The sequence below is a fragment of the Cytobacillus sp. EB106-05-05-XG126 genome, assembly GCF_058791715.1.
This window is the reverse complement of record NZ_JBYTDU010000008.1, coordinates 31,394-50,991: the sequence shown is the minus strand read 5'-3', so window position 1 is coordinate 50,991 and position 19,598 is coordinate 31,394. Positions and strand designations below refer to the sequence as shown.

Below are 19,598 nucleotides of genomic sequence, written 5' to 3'. Positions count from 1 at the left end.
TAGTATTTCATTTGCATCAAACCACTGAGGATGGAGAATATACCTATGCCTATACAAATCAAGCAGACAGTTCTTAACTTCTTTTTGGATGATTTAAGGAAATATATTGAAAATCCTAATAAAACCAAAAGAATACCTATTATTATACTTGACTGATAAAATAGCGGGGCGAGGTTTTCAAGAGTATTATCTGTTGCATTTACAATTTTATGTTCCATATTTGTTATACCTCCATGCAGTTAATCTTTCTTGTCATTATGTTGATGACAATTACACTTATCAATACAAGAATTATTGTAAAAATAATGATTGGACTATCAGCAGATATAGAACCTGCCACGATGTTACTTAATAGAGAGCAAAGCAAGACTGAGCATATTATAGTGGTTGGTATAGACTTTTTTATAAAGCCGATTGCCATAGAGATAATACCAACACTAACAGCTGAAATAGACATATAAAATGTGGTTTTGGCAGCCCTGCTTATAATTTCAAAAGTGATGTTTCCGTCTACCACTGGGGAAATGGATTCACTAATACCAAAAATAATAAATATACTTATACTTGAGGTGATCATTGCAGTCGCCACAAACAGTGAAACCACAGAAATCTTTGCCAGAAAAACCTTTCTTCTGCTGATAGGGTATGAGAATAGCAGAATGGTGCGTTTCCCTGCATATTCTTCAATTACTATTTTTGAAAACATTACTGATGATAATAAGCTGAAGGCAAACATACAGATTGTGTTAAATAGTGGAATGATATTTTCATATCCTGCAAACATTTTCATGTCCGGGTCTTTTGGCTCAATCTTGGGAGCATAGGCGAATAGATATATTATTCCTAACATACAGATTCCAATGATAGAGGCTGAAATAATGTATGTACGAATATTGTTCTTTTTCAATTCAAGTTTCAATAGGTTAATCATTATGTTTCATTCCTCCATTCACAATACTAAAAAAATATTCTTCTAAGCCATCTGCAAAATCCTTTTCGATAGTGGATAACTCTATTTCTTTAACAATGCATCCTTCTTCGATAATTCCTATAACATCTGAGATATGTTCGATTTCACTTAAAATATGGCTGGAAACAAGTATAGTCATATCATGTTTTTTTACAAGGTCTTGAAAAAGCTCCCTCATTTCACGGATTCCCACTGGATCTAGCCCATTAATTGGTTCATCCAAAATTAAAAGTTTTGGATGATGGATGATTGCTCTTGCAATCCCTAAGCGCTGACGCATGCCTAGAGAAAATTGAGAAACAGGTTGATTTCCTATATCATGTAATCCAACTATTCCTAATGTTTTTTGAATATCTGTATTTTGAATACCCATATAGGAAAGATGAATTTCTAAATTTTTAAAAGCGGATAAATGTTCATAAAAAATGGGAGTTTCAATTATGCTTCCCACATTCCTTAATATACATTTTTTATCAACTTGAATATCCTTGCCGAAAATCTCAATGTGTCCGGCTACGGGATGAACTAATCCTAATAGCATTTTAAAAATTGTAGTTTTTCCAGCACCATTTACACCCAACAGTCCGTAAACGCTTCCTTTTGAAACGGTCATGTTACAATTTCTTATGACTTCTTTTTGATTGAAGGTCTTTACTAATCCAGATATTTTTACAGCAGATTCAAACTCCATATCAAACTCCTCCTAAATTATTTACATACATATAAATGTATGTAAGTGTGTAAAAGTAAACTGCCCAATGGCAGTCCACTTAGATATTTAAAATAGATTTATGAAATTTTTCAAGTGTAGCAAATATCTGGTCATCAATCACTGGGAGTCCGATACTATTAAATAATTCATGTAAATGTTTTGCTTTTAATAGATATTCTTCCGTATCCACTGAAAAGATAATAGGACTTAACCAAATATTGGTCAACAGCATAAATGTTTCAGATGTCTGCTTAGGATATTGAACAGAAATAGACCCATCCATTACCCCTTCTTCGATAAAAGCGAGTATATCACGAGCCCCTGAATTGACACAATCCTGCAATTGTTTGGCAATCAATTTGGGGTTGTTTAGGATTGTAGGTATTGTTTTAACGGCTTCTAATTGTCCAATATTTTCAAATGACAGTAAAAATGCCATTCTCAACTTTTCTAGTCCGTTTAATCCAGAGATATTTTTAGCCTTTTTGAACGGGTCATTTTCAGTAGCCAGTCGATTGAGAACAGCGTCTATAATATCCTCTTTAGATTTAAAGTGATGGTAAAATGCACCTCTGGTTAAATCTCCTAATTCATCTACAATATTCTGAATGGTAGTTTCTTCCCATCCCTTTTCCACAAACAACTTTGTTGCTGTATCCAAGATTCTTTTTTCTGTTATTTCTGGATATTTATTTCTTGGCAAGATGCTACCCTCCATACATACATTTATATGTATGTATGTTATCTCTTATTTATGAAAATGTAAAGTATTACTAGCAGAAAAATTGCATAGCGCAACTCACTGAATATTATGAATACATTTACTCTTTGTAATCAAATTCATTAAGGCGGGGCTGGAAGCCACCGCCGTGTAAATTATGGAAATGACCACAATTACGGTACACTCCACATGTTAAAATGTATAAAAATATTCATGCAAGAAGTTTAATTAAAAACCTCATTTATTTATGATACGGTTCACCCCGATTAATCCGAAAAGCCCGATAAATCTGCTCCAGCAAGATCAGCTTCATCAACTGATGCGGAAACGTCATCTTCGAAAAAGACAGCTTCTCATCCGCACGCTGCAAAACCTCCTGGCTCAATCCAAGCGACCCGCCAATGACAAACGCAATCTTACTCTTCCCGTATGTAGCCAATTTATCAAGAGTATCAGCCAATTCTTCCGACGATTTCATCTTCCCTTCAATTGCCAAAGCAATGACATGGGCATCCGGATGGATCTTTGCCAGGATCCGCTCACCCTCTTTTTGCTTGACCTGAATCATTTCCGTTTCGCTTAGTTCTTCGGGGGCTTTTTCGTCGGGGACTTCGATGATGTCCAGTTTTGCGTAGGCTGACAGTCTTTTTAGATATTCGTCAATTCCCTGCTTCAAGTATTTTTCTTTTAGCTTTCCAACCGTTATGATTGAGATATTCACAGCATGTCCTCACTTTACAAACAAGATATCCACAGAAGTTATCCACATGTCCACATTTTTCATCCACATGTTGTATGAGATCATTCGTTCGCTACAACATATATTGCGGTATTTTGACAATATTCACAGGTTGTTGATAACTTTTTATCACCTTCAAGTTTTGTTAATTGTGGGAATGTTTCGTACTCATCCACCACTATATCTATTGCCAGATCAACGTGTTCGTCACAGCAGTAAATCATTTTCAGCTAACTCCTTTTTAGGCTGGCCGCCTGTTTTTTTATCCGATCTGTGGATAATTTTTATATTTGGTTATGTATTTAAGTTATCCACATCTCATACTAACAAAACAATAAAAAACAGGAAAGCGATTATCGCTTTCCCATTTCATTAAAATGTCTCGCCGCTCAGCTTCATCGTTACTTCCTGTGTTTTGCCGTCGCGGTAAAACTTGATTTTCATCTGGTCGCCAACTGATTTTTTCGTATAGAGATGCTGGCGCAATTCGATGATGTCTTTGATTTCCTGTCCATCCATCTCGACAATGACATCCATTTCCTTCAGTCCTGCCTGTGCTGCTGGAGAGTTCGGTTCTACAGATGTGATAGCCACACCTGATTTTACATCCTTCGGCAGTTTCAGTGCTTCCTGCTGGTAGTAGCCAGGAATCTCATTAACAGATGCCAGCTGCACGCCCATATATGGACGTTTTACTTCTCCAAATTTTTCAAGGTCATCAATTACTGGTCTTGCGTAGTTAATTGGAATCGCCAATCCAATTCCTTCTACCGCACTCTCAGCAATTTTCATGGAGTTGATGCCGATGAGCTGGCCACTGATATTAACCAGCGCTCCGCCGCTGTTACCCGGGTTGATGGCCGCATCTGTCTGCAGAACTTCTGCCTGCCAGTCTACTGTCCCATTCTGGTCAATATCAACCGGTATGGCACGCTCCAGTCCAGAGATGATTCCCTGTGTGACTGAGCCGGAGAACTGGCCAAGAGGGTTTCCGATGGCAATGACAGGCTCGCCTGGCTTCAGCTTGTCTGAATCGCCGAATTCGGCTACCGTTTTGATTTCCTTTCCTTCTACTTCAAGCACGGCAAGATCCGTCCAAATATCGCTGCCTACCAGTCTTGCCGGCAGCTTGGTGCCATCCTCCAGGCTTACTTCCAATTCCTGAGCACCTTCGACCACATGATGGTTTGTGACGATGAAGGCTGTATTTCCTTCCTTCTTATAAATAACGCCTGACCCTGTTCCGGCCGGCTGTCCGGCACTGCCGTTTCCTTCATTGGACCAGAAGCCGGCTGTCTGGATGTTCGTAATGCTTACTACCGCATCCCCGGCTTTGTCGACCGCCTTGGTTACATCGGTTGTCACATCAAGTGAGACATTCTGAGTCCTGGCATTATTGTTATCCCCGGATGCTTCGTCCTGCAGCTTTTGATCCGGTTCAACCGTATATGGGAGCACGTCGTAGTCAGCCAGCTTTGGGACTGCAACCACTACCAGGATGGCCCCTAGTATGATCCCAACAAGACTGGCCAGAAAGTATCCGCCCTTGTTGCCTTTTTGCCCTTTATAACGGTTCTGATGATCTTGATCATAATAGCCCAAACTGCACCCATCCTTTCTTTCTTTTGCAAAAAAAAACGGCTGTTTTTAATATAAATGCTAAAACTTAGTCTTCCTTTATACCCAATATTATACTCTTCTGTTTTTAGAAATCTAACAAAAAAGCTCTCGCTGACGCAATCTTACGACTTTGTTCATACTTTATTAAAATTTCCTCAAAAAGAAAAAGAGGAATACACGAAAAACAGCTGTCTCTCTGTGTATTCCTCTTATAATTTATGTTTAAACGGCTGTTAAAATCGTCGGGACCTTGGGATCGGTATCAAAAAGGTCGAATTGTTCGCCGACAATGATTCCGCGGCTTTCCAGTGTCTGGGCTACAGACATTCTCGCCAGATCCTTAATATTGTTATCCTGGCTTAAATGGGCAAGATAAAAGCTCTTCGTCCGGTCGCCTGCCACTTCACTCATCGCCAGCGCTGCATCCTCATTGGATACATGGCCGACATCACTTAAGATCCTTCTCTTTATATTCCACGGGTAGCGGCCCATGCGAAGCATCTGGACATCATGATTGCTTTCAAATACATAGGCCTCTGCATTGGAAATCAGGCCTTTCATACGGTCGCTGACATATCCTGTATCGGTAATCAGGACCAGCTTTTTCCCGTTATGATGGAACACATAAAACATCGGGTCGGCTGCATCATGGGAAACCCCGAAGGATTGAATATCCAGGGATCCGAATGTTTTCACGGCTTCCATATCAAAATGGAATTTTTGGTCAACTGGGACTTGCCCAATCAGTCCGTCCATGGCCAGCCATGTTTTTTCATTGGCATAGATCGGGAGGTTATACTTGCGGGCAAGAATCCCGACACCCTTGATATGGTCGCTATGCTCATGGGTCACCAGTATGCCTGAAAGCTTACCGATGTCCCGGCCAATATGCTGAAATAATCCTTCCATTTGCTTCCCGCTTAAACCGGCGTCTACCAGAAAGGAATGTTCCTCCGTCTCGACAAAGATCGCATTCCCAGTACTGCCGCTCGCGAGAACGCTGAATTGTAAAGACATGTTCTCCTCACTCCACTATTTTTTTCTCTTCGTTGTTAAGCTGAATAATTTTGCCTTCAAAGGCATCCACAAATAAATTCTCCTCGCCATTAATAACAAATCGCCAGGCAGGCGTCAATAGTTGTGAAGAACTCAAATGCACGAAGGTAAAATAACCTAACTCTACATTTGTGATTTTTGATTTAGGCAGAAGCGAGCCATTCTTGTAAAGGGTCTCGACAGCCTTTATCGGCTGAATGACTTTTTCGCTCTCTTCCTTCGACTCAATCTTTTCCAGAAGCGTTTGCTTGTAAGAGACGATTTCATTTTCATCATTCAAATAAAATGTGAGCTCGCCATTTAAATTCATATAAAACATCTTGTCTTCAAATTCCTGATAATACGTGATTTTATTGCTGTCCTCAGGCTTGTCCCAGAAGCGGTACTGATCCCCGAATAACACCCTGTTTTTGATAAAAGCGGATAATTCGGATGGACTGAACTTGTCACTGATCTTGATCGGCTCATCCAAAATGGAATTCAAGGTGGTTCCTTCTGAAATCGTGATCTCCTGGCCTTCAAGCTTTGTATCTTTCAGACCCTCAAGATTTTCAATATCAAATTCCACCGGCTTTGCCCTCAGGTAACGGTCTTTCGGGTTGCTTTTCGGAAGGGGCGACTCAAATGTGATCTCGGCACTCTTAAGCTGCTTTTCCAGGGATGCCTGGGCGACCGGTTCAAATTCACTGGCTTCCTTTAATTTGAAAAACTCGTACATCAAGTAAATATCCAGCACCAGGAAGGTTAAAATAAAGATTGTTTTGATCTTACTCCAATCCATTATTCATGCCCCCTGTCTCATCAAGCGAAATGCTCTTCCACGTTCCTTCATAACGGTAAAACCAGGAAGGCTCCAGACGGATGAAGGTGGTCTGCGCTTCCTTGACCAGCATCATCTGATACCCCAGTCTTACATCCTCCAGCAATTCAGGATCGAATCCGTCCAGGGCCAACAGGTACTCCATTACGCGATTTCCGGAACTGAGGGATACTTCTGTTGGCGTTTCCGTACTCAGACCAAGCTGGAAGCTGCTTCGAACATACTCATATATTTCATTTTGCCCCCAAATCTGGCGGATCTCAGACAGTTTCGGATCATCGCTGAAAATAGGATAGCCTGAAGATTCATACATCCGGAATACAACCCGATGGTTCACTTCATCTATTTCGGCAAATTGGTAATTATCTGTCCATCCCGAATGTCCGTTAATGTAGTCAATGCTCCTTTTCAGGAGGTCACCTGACGGAAAAGCCGGATTATCACCGGCAGCCGGTTTAATATAACGAAGGGTATTTTTATCAGAATTCACCCTCAGCAGGCTTAAGGTATCATTATATTCATCCTCTGATTGCTGAAAGCTTTTCTGCACGACACTCGGATCACTGAACAAGGCATTTTTGTATTGTTCAGAGTCCAATTTTTTCTCGAGATATTGATATCTTGGCATTTTGGTATCCTGTGCGGGCAGGTAGATGGTTCTTTTATCTGATGGCTTATAAGCAAGATAGGCTCCATATTTCGGGTTATACTCCGACAGATTGAAGTATTGGCTTTTGAAATTCTGAATAAAGGAAACAGGCACATGGCTACGATAAACCTGCCGGTTATCCAATGAGACAAAATCTACAATTCCTTCCTTTTTATCCGTTTGCCTGGTATCAATGACAATATGATCAAATTGAAAATCAGCGGGATCTTTATCGCCAATTTTGATGACGGATTTGTATAAGTCAATCGGAACAGAATCCGGAAATGCCAGAACCGCTTTTCCTTCGTTATGAACAAACGAAGGAAGGATGCCTGCTTCCTCTGTAATATTTTCAAAGTCAGCAAAATTCCAATCGCTGATTTCCTTTATTACTTTATCAATCTCATCAGGGCTGACTGTCCCCAAGGTCTGTTTTTCCCCAAGATGGAATAAAAGGGTGTCCGGTCTTACAATCTGATTTATTTCTTTTTTCTCCGCAATTGTTACTTCCTGAATGGTGTTTGATTCTTTTTCAATTCGCTCAAAAGTCGGCTGGTAGGTCCAGAGATTCCAGGTCAGGAGGACACTTGTCACGACTAGAATGGTCAGTATGATGGATTTTATATTTTCATATCTCATTCCCAATCATCCTCTTCCGAGCGAACATATGGAAGGCTGAATGAAATCGTTGTCCCTTTCCCTTCTGTACTCGCTGCCCAAATTTTCCCGCCATGAGCCTCCACCATTTCCTTCGCAATGGCCAAACCGAGGCCTGTTCCGCCAAGCTTTCTTGTCCGGGCTTTATCCACCCGGTAAAAACGCTCAAAAATCTGCTCAATATTTTCTTTTGGTATCCCCACACCCTGGTCAGAAACGCTGACGATAATGAATTCATCTTTTTCCTCAATGCCAAACGTCACCTTTCCGCCCTCCGGAGAGTATTTCAGTGCATTCGAGATGATGTTGTCCAGTACCTGGGTGAGCTTGTCTTCATCTATTTCCACAAAAGCCGAATGGTCAGGAAGCCTTCTTTCAAACGTAACATTCTGCTGCTTCGTCATTTCAAAACGGTCTATAATTCTATTATAGAAGAAAATGAAATCAATCCAGTCCTTGCTTAAACGGTAATCCTTGCTGTCCATTTTAGAAAGCTGCAGCAGATCATTAACCAGGCGGATCATCCGCTCTGTTTCATTTTGGGTAACATCCAGGAAGTTCGGGGCAATCTCCTCATCTTTCCAGGCGCCATCCGCCAGAGCTTCCAGATAGCTTCTCATCGTCGTGAGCGGGGTTCTAAGTTCATGAGATACATTTGCCACAAATTCGCGGCGTTCCATATCAATTTTCTCCTGCTCGGTGATATCATGCAAAACGGTGATTAAGCCGTTTACAAACCCGGTTTCTTTTTGGATAACCGAGAAATTCGCACGGAGAATCAGCGTTTTCGTTTTGCTGCTATAATCCAGGATGACTGAATCCTGCTCGTCTAACAGCTCTTCAAAGGTATAATCCTCTTCAAGTCCTAAAAGGGATACAATTGGTGAAGACAGGACCGTTTCACGTGAAACATTCAGCATTTTTGCTGCAGGCTCATTAATGAGAATGACACGCCCTTTGCGGTCGGTTGCGATGACCCCATCTGTCATATAGGAAAGAACAGAGGATAATTTCCGCCGTTCGCCTTCCGTTGTGGCGTGAGCTTCCTGAAGCTTCTTTGTTAAGCTGTTAAACGTAATGGCCAGCTGGCCAATTTCGTCATACCCATAAACTTTAACCTTGCGGGAGAAGTTCCCTTTTGCCATGGCCAGCGCCTGTTTCCGCATATCGGAAATAGGGCGTGTTACCGTCTGGGCAAGGAGTATTCCCAGGATCGCTGTGATGGCTAACGCAATAGCGATTCCGGATGTAAAAATATTATTTATCTCTCTCATCTGTTCATAGATGTTTTCTATTTTAGCAACCAGATAGATGGCCCCGTTGACTTCCCCATTATTATTTTTAATAGGGGTGACGAGAACCCATATCCGCTGTCCCTGGTCAACCAGATCCTCCGTTACCGGCTGTTTGGTGGCGATGGCCATCTTGATCAGGTTATCGGTAGACCTTCCTCCGACAACCCCCTGATTATCGGGGTCGGAGGTGCCAAGAATTTTCAGTGATTCATCAACCACACGGACTTCGGATATATCCGCCGAATTGTAATCACTTAATAGCCTTCTGATATCTTCCTCCTGGGACGGGGCCTCCTCATCGGGAAGCCTTACCTTGGTCATCTGTTCCTCCACATAATAGCTAAGAAGATTAACCCTCTCCTGAATGGCATCTTTGAAATTTTCCTGTAAGGTCGATTCCAGCTGCCTGACAAAGTAGACTCCGATAATCTGCATCGCTACCAGGATGAGAAGAACATAAATGATCACAAACTTCAAATGAATGGACCGAAAAAAACCCACCTTTTCCATGTACCCTTTTACTCCTGTTCAGGATTCCGCAAGTAATAACCGACTCCTCTTCTTGTCACAATCCATGTCGGGTGGCTTGGATTATCCTCGATTTTCTCCCGCAGTCTTCTGACAGTTACATCAACTGTGCGGACATCACCATAATAATCATAGCCCCATACGGTTTGAAGAAGATGTTCCCTTGTCATGACTTGTCCAATATGTTTGGCCAGATAGTGAAGGAGCTCAAACTCACGGTGTGTTAATTCAATCGTCTCACCGCGTTTGGAAACCACGTAGGCATCCGGATGGATAATCAGTGAACCCACTTCGATTTCGTTGGATTCATCTTCTTCCTCTGCTTTGGCAACCTGCTGATGGCGCCTCATATTAGCCTTCACACGGGCAATCAATTCTCTCGTGCTGAACGGCTTTGTAACATAATCATCTGCACCCAGCTCAAGACCCAGAACTTTATCAATTTCAGAATCCTTTGCTGTCAGCATAATGATCGGCATATCATATTTCTTGCGCACTTCACGGCAAACCTCAATGCCATCCCTCTGCGGAAGCATGATATCAAGCAAAATTAAATCCGGCTTGATTTCTTCTACCTTTTCAAGGGCGTCATTGCCGTCATAGGCACATACCACTTCATAGCCTTCTTTTTTTAAATTGAACTGCAGAATATCTGCAATTGGTTTCTCATCGTCTACAACCAGAATTTTTTTATCCATACCTATCTCCTTTTTCTTGCTCATTTATTTATTTTTGGAGCAGTAGAAGTCAGTTTCATGCATATGTTCTCTACTTTACTTTACCATGTTAACAGTGATAATTCACCTATTACGAAAAGCGGGAGCGCCCTGCCTGCCTCCGACACCTCAAGAAGCTGAATGTTTTATTACTTATTCTTAACCACAAAAGTCTCTAGCATGATAACTAGAGACTTTTGTGCGTGTATTATTTATTAATATATTTCAGCGGATCCTGCATTTTGCCGTTTTTGTATACTTCGAAGTGCAGGTGGACACCGGTTGAATCACCAGTGGTTCCCATTATGCCGATTTTTGATCCTTTTGAGACGGTTTGGCCAACGCTGACACTGATGGAATCCAGATGGGCATAAATCGTGCGGAAGCCATTGTTATGGTCGATGACGATTTTATTTCCATAGCCGCCATCCATGCCTGCGGATACAACCGTACCGTTATCGGCTGCTTTGATCGTGCGGTCGCTCGGTCTTGCAATGTCAATCCCTTTATGCATTTTGCCCCAGCGGTATCCCATTTTACTTGAGATATAGCCGCCAACTGCCGGATAGGCAAAGCTGCCTTCACCGCGGGATGGAATCACCTTTGTTCCCTTGATGACAATTTGCTTCACAGGCTCTTCAAGAACCTTTTCATCTTTTACTTCTTTTTTGACCGTTTGGCCGTTTTCTTCCGTAATCAGATAGGTAGCAGCACGAACGCCTTCCTTGCCTTCCTGCTTCACTTTCGTTTCGCCTTTAGGCATGCTGCTGTCTTCGACGATTTCCTTTTCAAAATCTATTTTTTCTTTCTTGAAAACTTCCTTATCTGCTAACACTTTTACATACGGTTTGTAGACAGTCACATTTAATTTCTGGCCTGCTTTAATGACTGAATCGTTCTTAAGACCGTTGTTCAGTTCGATCAATTCCTTCATATCGAGGTCATGGGCACTGGCGATATTGCTTAGTGCATCGCCTTCTTTCACCACATATTTCTCTTCTTCAAGGGTTCCCTTTTGCAAAAGCTTTACAGCCTCATCTGCATTGATGATCTGGTCTGGTTTCACGGTTGCTTCAGAGATGGATACATCTTCCGTAAAGCGGACATCTAAAAGACGTGTTTCATCTTCCTTCAGCTGTGGTAAAGGAATTGCAGAAGATGCTTTTCTATCTTCGAGTGCCTTTAAGTCTTTTTCTGATACATAGGACGTCTTGATTTTCTGGAGGGCCGCTTTTGCCTGCTCCTCATTTTCCAAATAAGCAATTTCCTTGCCGCCAATCACTAAGGCAGCTGCTTCAGCATGAACTTCCATCTTATCTTTTAGGCCATTGACAGCTTCTGATTCATTCACTTGTGAGCTGGATTCAAAAACCTGCTCAGGAACAAAGGAAAGCTCCGATGCCAGCGCCAGCTTTAATCCCTCATGGGATCCTTCAGCCTCACTGATCTTTTTATCAGCCAAATTTTCGATGACACTTTTATCCGACACCGTTCCAATATATTCGTCACCCATATAGACATAATAAACGGTCACAAGCTTATCATCATTGGCAGAAGCGGATATGCCGCCAGTAAATGTTAAAGCCGCCGCTGCAAAGCCGGCCGCAATCGTTCTATTTATAGTTTTCTTAAAGCTTTTCGCTGTAAATTCTGATGATGAGGTACCTTTTTTCATCCATTTGAACATGGTTACATCCCCCTAGACTACGGTAACAAAGAACACTTTCATATAGTGCTATGTAACTACGAATTTGTGAGTCTGATTTTTTCACAATACCTACTTTACCATACAGCAAAGCAAATAAATTACGAGACTCGGGAATGTAACAAAAATGTATAATAGCTGACATTTTATGACTTTTAATGGCAAAGCAAAGGGTGGTATTTGTCGAATGGAGGATAGGAAGTAATCCCTATTTTCAAGGGTTTGTTAGGGCGGCGAAAAATAGAGGAGAGTGTGCGTCTAAATTACGCGGCCTTTCTTCAGAAAAGCGCTTATATTACAGAAATATAACAAAAAGGAGCATGCTTGGTTACATACTCCTTCTTGGGATGGCTCAGGACGGAATCGAACCGCCGACACAAGGATTTTCAGTCCTTTGCTCTACCGACTGAGCTACTGAGCCTTATTAGATTATTTTTTCCTAAACGTTGTTTGGCTTCGTCCTTCGTCCCGATTTGGCAAACGGTACAATGTTATGAAGCAGATTATGTAAATGGCGGTCCGGACGGGACTCGAACCCGCGACCTCCTGCGTGACAGGCAGGCATTCTAACCAACTGAACTACCGGACCAAATAATAACCGCCAGCAAGTAAGCTGGGCTTGCCAGCCGTTTGCTGACGGTTATTCGCCATGACCCCTACGGGATTCGAACCCGTGTTACCGCCGTGAAAGGGCGGTGTCTTAACCGCTTGACCAAGGGGCCATAAAAAAGTATAAATGGTGAGCCATGAAGGACTCGAACCTTCGACCCTCTGATTAAAAGTCAGATGCTCTACCGACTGAGCTAATGGCTCATGCTAAAATTCTGTTTCCTAAAGCCTGACACTGCTAAGTCAGATGTTCCAAAGCCCTGCGTGCTTTGTCACAGATTGCTATTCGGGTGAAGCAATTCACTGATGCTGCAATCTGCTCTACCGACTGAGCTAATGGCTCATGCTACTAGTGTTTCCAAGGTTGCTACCTTGGCGACGCTTTTTATAATATCATAGAGTTTTATAAAAGCGCAATAACTTTTTTATAAAAAATTCTTTTTTGCTGGGAAGACTGCAGCTGGAGGTGTTTGAATACTCGATTGCAGCCAATTGGCTGGGATGGGCTTTCCCTAAAAAGAGTATTCTTTTCCCCGGTTTATGGATTCATTTCCCTAATCTCCCTTTGTTTATTCCTCTTTTTTAATTTTTTCTCTATTATAAACCAGTTGTGCGGGTTCGGACTCAGGACCGGCCATTTTCTCTTTCTCTGTCTGAACTCGCCCCAACTTCGGACTCAGTAACGCCAATTTCTCCTTCTTCTGTCTGAACTTGACCTAATTTCGGACTCAACACCGGCCATTTCCCCTTTTCTCTGTCTGAACTCACCCCAACTTCGGACTCAAAAACGACAATTTCTCCTTCTTCTGTCTGAACTTGACCTAACTTCGGACTCAACACCGGCCATTTTCCCTTCTTCTGTCTGAACTCACCCCCACTTCGGACTCAAAAACGACAATTTCTCCTTCTTCTGTCTGAACCTGCCCCCAGGAGCCACAAACCAGCCAAGCGCACACCCGCCTTGTCCAGCCACATAAAAAAAGAAAAGCCCCAATCAGGGCTTTTCCAATCAAGAATTAGTTTTGTCTCCATGGGCTTAACACTACGTTTGTCTGTGTGCGGTCCGGGCCAACTGAGAAGATGGATAATGGAATTCCTGTCAGCTGGGAAACGCGCTCCAGGTAGTGGCGGGCATTGGCAGGAAGCTCATCGAGTGATTTGCAGCCTGTGATGTCCTCTGTCCAGCCTGGAAGCTCTTCGTATACCGGCTCACATTCAGCCAGTACTTTTAAGCTTGCAGGGAATTCTTCGATAACTTCTCCGTTATAACGGTAAGCTGTACAGATTTTTAATGTCTCAATTCCAGTCAGAACGTCGATGGAGTTAAGAGAAAGATCTGTGATGCCGCTGACACGGCGGGCATGGCGGACAACCACACTGTCGAACCAGCCGACACGGCGCGCACGGCCAGTAGTTGTTCCGTATTCACGGCCGACTTCACGGATCTGATTTCCGATTTCATTATCAAGCTCAGTCGGGAATGGGCCGTCTCCTACACGAGTCGTATAGGCCTTGGATACACCGACAACATGCTTGATCTTTGTAGGGCCAACACCAGAACCGATTGTTACGCCTCCAGCCACTGGGTTAGAGGATGTAACGAATGGGTATGTACCCTGATCGATATCAAGCATAACTCCCTGTGCACCTTCGAACAGAACGCGGCGGCCTTCATCCAATGCGTCGTTAAGCACGACAGACGTGTCGCAGACATAATGCTTGATCTGCTGGCCTAATTCGTAGTATTCATCCAGGATGTCTTCAATTTTGAATCCTTCTGTTTCATAGAAGCGCTCAAGCAGGCGGTTCTTTTCTTCCAGGTTGCGCGCAAGCTTTTCTTCAAACACTTCACGGTCAAGAAGGTCCGCGATGCGGATTCCGTTGCGGGCTGCTTTATCCATGTAAGCAGGGCCGATGCCTTTTTTCGTTGTACCGATCTTGTTCGCACCTTTGCGCTCTTCTTCCACTTCGTCAAGCTTCAGGTGGTAAGGAAGGATGACATGTGCGCGGTTTGAAATGCGCAGGTTGTCTGTTGTCACTCCCTTGTCATGAAGGTATGCCAATTCTTTTACAAGCGCTTTAGGATCGACTACCATTCCGTTTCCAATTGTGCAAATTTTATCGCTATAGAATATGCCAGATGGAATTAAGTGAAGCTTATATGTTTCGCCATTGAATTTGATTGTATGTCCTGCATTGTTTCCGCCTTGGTAACGTGCGATTACTTCTGCATTCTCAGAAAGGAAGTCTGTAATCTTTCCTTTCCCTTCATCTCCCCACTGTGTTCCAACTACTACTACTGATGACATTAAACAAGCACCTCCGGGAATCCCATGGTTTTAAAATTTATTTTCATTTTAATTAAGTAACTTATTTCAACCATCTTAGTTTAACAAGGTGATGTGTGATAGTCAATAAAACACGAACAATTTTAATAAAAATATGAAAATATGTTCGTGAAACAATGAAAATACGAAAAATAAAAGCGGAAGCGCCTTGCCCATTGAAGGAACGCAGACTAAGAACGCCACGTCCTGTGGCAACGTCTGCATGACCCGCATCCTTGCGGGCCACCAGTACAAGAAAAGCCGCACGGAAAGGTGTTCTTTCCTTTCTGGGCGGATTGCCCGAAATGTGGAGGCGACTGCTCAGGGACGACAAGCATAAGACGAGCCCTGCAAGAAGGTGTTCTTTCCTTCTGGAAGGGATTGGCTTATGTCTCGAGTCCCTAGGAGCCGCAACAAGACAAGCTTGTGACATCGAGGGGGTAGGCGCTGGAGCTGGACAATATAAAAAAGAGGACTTGCTATAGGCAGGCCCTCTTTATGCACCAGGCGGCGCGAATGAATCATCAAAGCGTTTCTCTAAGTTTACGAATTTATTATACTCTTTTACGAATGCCAGCTGAACGGTTCCAACCGGGCCGTTACGCTGCTTGGCGATGATGATTTCAATGATGTTTTTATCTTCGGATTCTTTGTCATAGTAGTCATCGCGGTATAGGAATGCCACGATATCGGCATCCTGCTCAATACTTCCCGATTCACGGATGTCTGACATCATCGGGCGCTTATCCTGGCGCTGTTCCACACCACGGGAAAGCTGGGACAGGGCAATCACAGGGACCTGAAGTTCACGTGCCAGCTGTTTTAAGGAACGGGAGATTTCAGAAACTTCCTGCTGGCGGTTTTCTCCTGAACGTCCGCTTCCGAGGATTAATTGCAGGTAGTCGATCAGAATCATGCCAAGCCCATGCTCCTGTTTGAGGCGGCGGCATTTGGAACGGATATCCTGGATGCGGACACCCGGCGTGTCATCGATGAAAATACCCGCATTTGACAGGCTTCCCATCGCCATCGTCAGTTTTCCCCAGTCCTCATCTGTCAGAGAGCCGGTACGAAGTCTCTGGGCATCAATATTCCCTTCAGCACAGAGAATACGCATGACCAGCTGTTCGGCACCCATCTCCAGACTGAAGATCGCGACGTTTTCTCCGGTTTTCGTTGCCACATTTTGCGCGATATTCAGGGCGAAGGCTGTTTTACCTACGGAAGGACGGGCACCGACAATGATAAGATCATTTCGCTGGAAGCCGGCTGTCATGCGGTCAAGCTCGGTAAATCCAGTCGCAATCCCGGTAATATCCCCTTTACGGTTATGCATTTCCTCGATATTATCATAGGTCCGCACCAATACATCCTTAATATTATGAAAGGCACCGGCATTTTTGCGCTGTGCAACCTCCATGATATTTTTCTCTGCTTCCCCCAGCAGAACTTCCACTTCATCCTCGCGCGTATAACCGTCCTGGGCAATGCCCGTCGCCGTCCGGATCAGCCTGCGAAGCAGTGACTTTTCTTCCACGATCTTTGCATAGTACTCGATATTAGCTGCTGTCGGAACAGATCCGGCCAGTTCACTTAAGTAGCTGACCCCTCCGGTATCCTCCAGCAGTTTTGCTGCGCTGAGCTCTTCTGTCACGGTCACTAAGTCGACCGCTTTTCCCTGATCGCTCAGCTTCAGCATTACATTGAAAATCTTCTGGTGGGCCGCACGGTAGAAGTCTTCGGGTATCAAGATCTCAGATGCTTGTGTAAGAGAGGAGGGTTCAAGAAAGATTGCCCCAAGCACAGCCTGTTCCGCTTCGATATTCTGAGGCGGGAGCCGATCCGCGAATAAATCACTCATCTCATTAAACCTCCTTAAAAAATAAAAGCGTTAAACCAATCTATATTTATATAAAAATCCTTTATAATCCCTTTAAAAAATGTGACCAGCAAAAACTGATCACATTTTTAATCAACCCTTTTATTTTAACATGTTTATTAGCAAAAGCCACTTCCAATATTAGTTTATCGGCTTAGCTTTATGCTTCTTTAACATGTACGTTTAATGTTGCGGTTACTTCAGTATGAAGCTTGACTGGAACCTTTGTGTATCCAAGTGTGCGGATTGCATCTTCCATTTCGATCTTGCGTTTGTCGATTTTGATGCTGTGCTTCTTTTGAAGCTCTTCAGCAATTTGCTTGCTTGTGATGGAGCCGAACAGGCGGCCGCCTTCACCTGATTTCGCAGTAAATTCAACTGTCAGCTTTTCAAGTGTTTCTTTCAGTTTTTTTGCATCAGCAAGCTCTTCAGCAGCAAGCTTTTCTTCTTTCTTCTTTTGAGCATTCAGACTGCTGATACTCGATTGGTTTGCTTCAACAGCAAGCCCTTGCTTAATTAAAAAGTTATGTGCATAGCCATCTGCTACATTTTTTACTTCGCCTTTTTTCCCTTTGCCTTTAACGTCTTTTAAAAAGATTACTTTCATTCCTTTTTTCTCCCTTCAAAGTATTCATCTATAGCTTCTTTTAATCGGACCTCAACATCATCAAGTGTTGCATCCTGAAGCTGTGTGGCAGCATTTGTTAAGTGCCCGCCGCCTTCGAGGTTTTCCATAATCACCTGGACATTGATATCCCCGAGGGAACGTGCGCTGACCCCTATCATGTTTTCAGAGCGGTTTGAGATAACAAACGAAGCAATCACACCATCCATCGTCAGCAGGGTATCTGCCGTCTGGGCAATCAGCACCTGGTCAAATATCTGATCCGGCTCACCCTTGGCAATCGCAATGCCTTCTTTGTAAAATTGAACGGTTTCAATCAGCTTCGCCCGCTTGATGTAGGTATCTACATCCTCTTTTAAGAACTTTTGGACGAGCACGGTATCTGCACCCTGTCCGCGCAGATAGGAAGCCGCATCAAACGTCCTTGACCCTGTCCGGAGTGAGAAGCTCTTCGTATCGACAATGATTCCGGCGAGCAGGGCCGTTGCTTCCAGCATTTCGATTCTGCCGTTTTTCGGCTGATACTCCAGAAGCTCTGTCACCAGTTCTGCTGTAGAGGAAGCGTATGGCTCCATATAAACCAGCAGCGGATTATGAATGAACTCTTCTGCGCGGCGATGATGGTCGATGACGACCACATGTTCAATCGCATGAAGCAGCTTTTCCTCAATTACCATGGATGGCTTGTGGGTATCAACAACCACGAGCAGGGTATCGTCCGTGGCGATTTCCATCGCCTGTTCCGGTGTGATGAACTTTGAAAAGAGCTCTTCATTCTTTTCAATTTCCTTCATCATCCTTCTGACGCCTGTATCCAGTTCATTGAAATTCACCACTACATAGCCTTCTCGCTGGTTCAGGCGCGCCACCTTCTGAATGCCAATGGCGGCTCCAATCGCATCCATATCCGGGCTTTTGTGGCCCATGATAATGACTTTATCACTTTCTGAAATCAATTCCTTCAGCGCATGGGAAATGACGCGTGCTCGGACCCGGGTTCTTTTTTCAACAGGATTGGTCTTGCCCCCGAAGAATTTGACTTTCCCGTTGGTCTGCTTAATGGCCACCTGATCTCCTCCGCGGCCTAATGCCAGGTCTAAGCTGGACTGGGCCAGTGAACCAAGCTCAGGAAGGGAAGAGACCCCAGTGCCGACACCTACGCTTAACGTGAGCGGAACATTTTGCTTGGATGTGGTCTCCCGGACATCATCGAGAATTGTGAATTTCCCTTTTTCAAGAAGCTGCAGAATATGTTCATTAAATACGGCGATAAAGCGCTCAGATGACACCCGCTTCAGGAAGACCCCATTATCCTGTGCCCATTTATTCAATATCTGGGTCACCAGACTGTTGAGGCTGCTTTTCGTCTGGTCATCCATCGCCTGGGTCAGTTCGTCATAATTATCAAGGAAGATGATGGCGATCACTGTACGTTCTTCCTGATACATTTTCTCAATTTCAGTTTGTTCCGTGACATCAAAAAAGTATAAAAGCCGTTCTTCCGGTTTATGGATCACCCGGAATTTCCGGTCATGAAGGGTAATAATTTCTGTTTCCACTTCTTGTTTGATCAGCGGAACAAGCGAATCCGCGACATCATAAAGCGATCTTCCGACTAGCGTATCTTCATCAAAGCAGGATGCCAAAAAGGGATTGGTCCATTCAATGTAATAATCATCATTAATCAGCATAATCCCGATCGGCATTTCCATCAGAGCTTCTTCGCCGACCTTTTTCACCCTGTAGGAAAGGGTAGAAATGTATTCTTCCGTCTCCTTCCGGTGCTTTTGATTCAGCTGAAAAAGGTAGTAGAAAGGAAGGATGGCCAGAAACAGCCCGATTAATGCAAAAAGCCAATTGTAGTACGCCAATATACCGAGAAGCACCACTGTTATGCCCATCAATCCAAAAATCGGATAGCGTATGGACCGCTTTTCTAAATACGAAGGCATGTTTTCAGCTCCTAAACA

General features: G+C 43.5%; 17 protein-coding genes and 4 tRNA genes. All 21 read right to left on the bottom strand.

Annotated elements, in window-relative coordinates; genetic code table 11:
* Window positions 1–223 precede the first annotated feature (223 nt).
* The gene (locus tag AC3WTL_RS19115) at window positions 224–931 is read right to left on the bottom strand and encodes an ABC transporter permease (RefSeq protein ID WP_492369880.1); all 708 of its coding nucleotides are present in this window, start codon (window positions 929–931) and stop codon (window positions 224–226) included.
* The gene (locus tag AC3WTL_RS19110) at window positions 924–1,661 is read right to left on the bottom strand and encodes an ATP-binding cassette domain-containing protein (RefSeq protein WP_492369879.1); all 738 of its coding nucleotides are present in this window, start codon (window positions 1,659–1,661) and stop codon (window positions 924–926) included. Before AC3WTL_RS19110 ends, AC3WTL_RS19115 begins: the two co-directional genes overlap by 8 nt.
* Before the next feature lie 79 nt (window positions 1,662–1,740).
* A complete protein-coding gene (locus tag AC3WTL_RS19105; RefSeq protein WP_226618915.1) occupies window positions 1,741–2,385 on the bottom strand; it encodes a TetR/AcrR family transcriptional regulator in 645 nt (214 codons plus the stop codon).
* A 259-nt stretch (window positions 2,386–2,644) separates the two neighbouring features.
* The gene (gene rlmH, locus AC3WTL_RS19100; RefSeq protein WP_226618916.1) at window positions 2,645–3,124 is read right to left on the bottom strand and encodes a 23S rRNA (pseudouridine(1915)-N(3))-methyltransferase RlmH; all 480 of its coding nucleotides are present in this window, start codon (window positions 3,122–3,124) and stop codon (window positions 2,645–2,647) included.
* 80 nt (window positions 3,125–3,204) lie between these two features.
* Window positions 3,205–3,366, bottom strand: coding sequence for a CxxH/CxxC protein (locus AC3WTL_RS19095; protein WP_064503402.1), 162 nt, complete (start codon window positions 3,364–3,366; stop codon window positions 3,205–3,207).
* 148 nt (window positions 3,367–3,514) lie between these two features.
* A complete protein-coding gene (locus tag AC3WTL_RS19090) occupies window positions 3,515–4,744 on the bottom strand; it encodes a S1C family serine protease (protein ID WP_492369878.1) in 1,230 nt (409 codons plus the stop codon).
* A gap of 240 nt (window positions 4,745–4,984) precedes the next feature.
* Window positions 4,985–5,779 (bottom strand): MBL fold metallo-hydrolase, encoded by a 795-nt coding sequence (locus AC3WTL_RS19085; RefSeq protein WP_061793147.1) that lies wholly within the window; start codon window positions 5,777–5,779, stop codon window positions 4,985–4,987.
* A 7-nt stretch (window positions 5,780–5,786) separates the two neighbouring features.
* Window positions 5,787–6,599, bottom strand: a complete 813-nt coding sequence (locus AC3WTL_RS19080; protein ID WP_048010223.1) for a two-component system regulatory protein YycI — start codon at window positions 6,597–6,599, stop codon at window positions 5,787–5,789.
* Window positions 6,586–7,926, bottom strand: a complete 1,341-nt coding sequence (locus AC3WTL_RS19075) for a two-component system activity regulator YycH (protein WP_248350236.1) — start codon at window positions 7,924–7,926, stop codon at window positions 6,586–6,588. The genes AC3WTL_RS19080 and AC3WTL_RS19075 overlap by 14 nt, the downstream gene beginning before the upstream one ends.
* Window positions 7,923–9,749, bottom strand: coding sequence for a cell wall metabolism sensor histidine kinase WalK (walK, locus tag AC3WTL_RS19070; protein ID WP_048010221.1), 1,827 nt, complete (start codon window positions 9,747–9,749; stop codon window positions 7,923–7,925). The genes AC3WTL_RS19075 and walK overlap by 4 nt, the downstream gene beginning before the upstream one ends.
* 8 nt (window positions 9,750–9,757) lie before the next feature.
* Window positions 9,758–10,465 (bottom strand): response regulator YycF, encoded by a 708-nt coding sequence (gene yycF, locus AC3WTL_RS19065; RefSeq protein WP_048010220.1) that lies wholly within the window; start codon window positions 10,463–10,465, stop codon window positions 9,758–9,760.
* A 226-nt stretch (window positions 10,466–10,691) separates the two neighbouring features.
* On the bottom strand, window positions 10,692–12,170 hold the full coding sequence (locus AC3WTL_RS19060) for a M23 family metallopeptidase (RefSeq protein WP_248350238.1): 1,479 nt from the start codon (window positions 12,168–12,170) through the stop codon (window positions 10,692–10,694).
* A gap of 366 nt (window positions 12,171–12,536) precedes the next feature.
* Window positions 12,537–12,609, bottom strand: a tRNA-Phe gene (locus AC3WTL_RS19055).
* 91 nt (window positions 12,610–12,700) lie between these two features.
* Window positions 12,701–12,777, bottom strand: a tRNA-Asp gene (locus AC3WTL_RS19050).
* Window positions 12,778–12,838: 61 nt separating this feature from the next.
* Window positions 12,839–12,910: transfer RNA gene (locus AC3WTL_RS19045), tRNA-Glu, on the bottom strand.
* Between the two features lie 15 nt (window positions 12,911–12,925).
* A tRNA-Lys gene (locus tag AC3WTL_RS19040) sits at window positions 12,926–13,001 on the bottom strand.
* Between the two features lie 420 nt (window positions 13,002–13,421).
* Window positions 13,422–13,634 (bottom strand): hypothetical protein, encoded by a 213-nt coding sequence (locus tag AC3WTL_RS19035; protein WP_248350245.1) that lies wholly within the window; start codon window positions 13,632–13,634, stop codon window positions 13,422–13,424.
* A 179-nt stretch (window positions 13,635–13,813) separates the two neighbouring features.
* Window positions 13,814–15,106, bottom strand: a complete 1,293-nt coding sequence (locus tag AC3WTL_RS19030) for an adenylosuccinate synthase (RefSeq protein WP_197217283.1) — start codon at window positions 15,104–15,106, stop codon at window positions 13,814–13,816.
* A 514-nt stretch (window positions 15,107–15,620) separates the two neighbouring features.
* Window positions 15,621–16,985, bottom strand: a complete 1,365-nt coding sequence (gene dnaB / locus AC3WTL_RS19025; protein ID WP_035328281.1) for a replicative DNA helicase — start codon at window positions 16,983–16,985, stop codon at window positions 15,621–15,623.
* A gap of 178 nt (window positions 16,986–17,163) precedes the next feature.
* Window positions 17,164–17,610 (bottom strand): 50S ribosomal protein L9, encoded by a 447-nt coding sequence (gene rplI / locus AC3WTL_RS19020; RefSeq protein WP_035328283.1) that lies wholly within the window; start codon window positions 17,608–17,610, stop codon window positions 17,164–17,166.
* Entirely contained in the window at window positions 17,607–19,580 is a 1,974-nt protein-coding gene (locus AC3WTL_RS19015) for a DHH family phosphoesterase (protein WP_048010216.1), read from the bottom strand. The genes rplI and AC3WTL_RS19015 overlap by 4 nt, the downstream gene beginning before the upstream one ends.
* Between the last annotated feature and the right edge of the window lie 18 nt (window positions 19,581–19,598).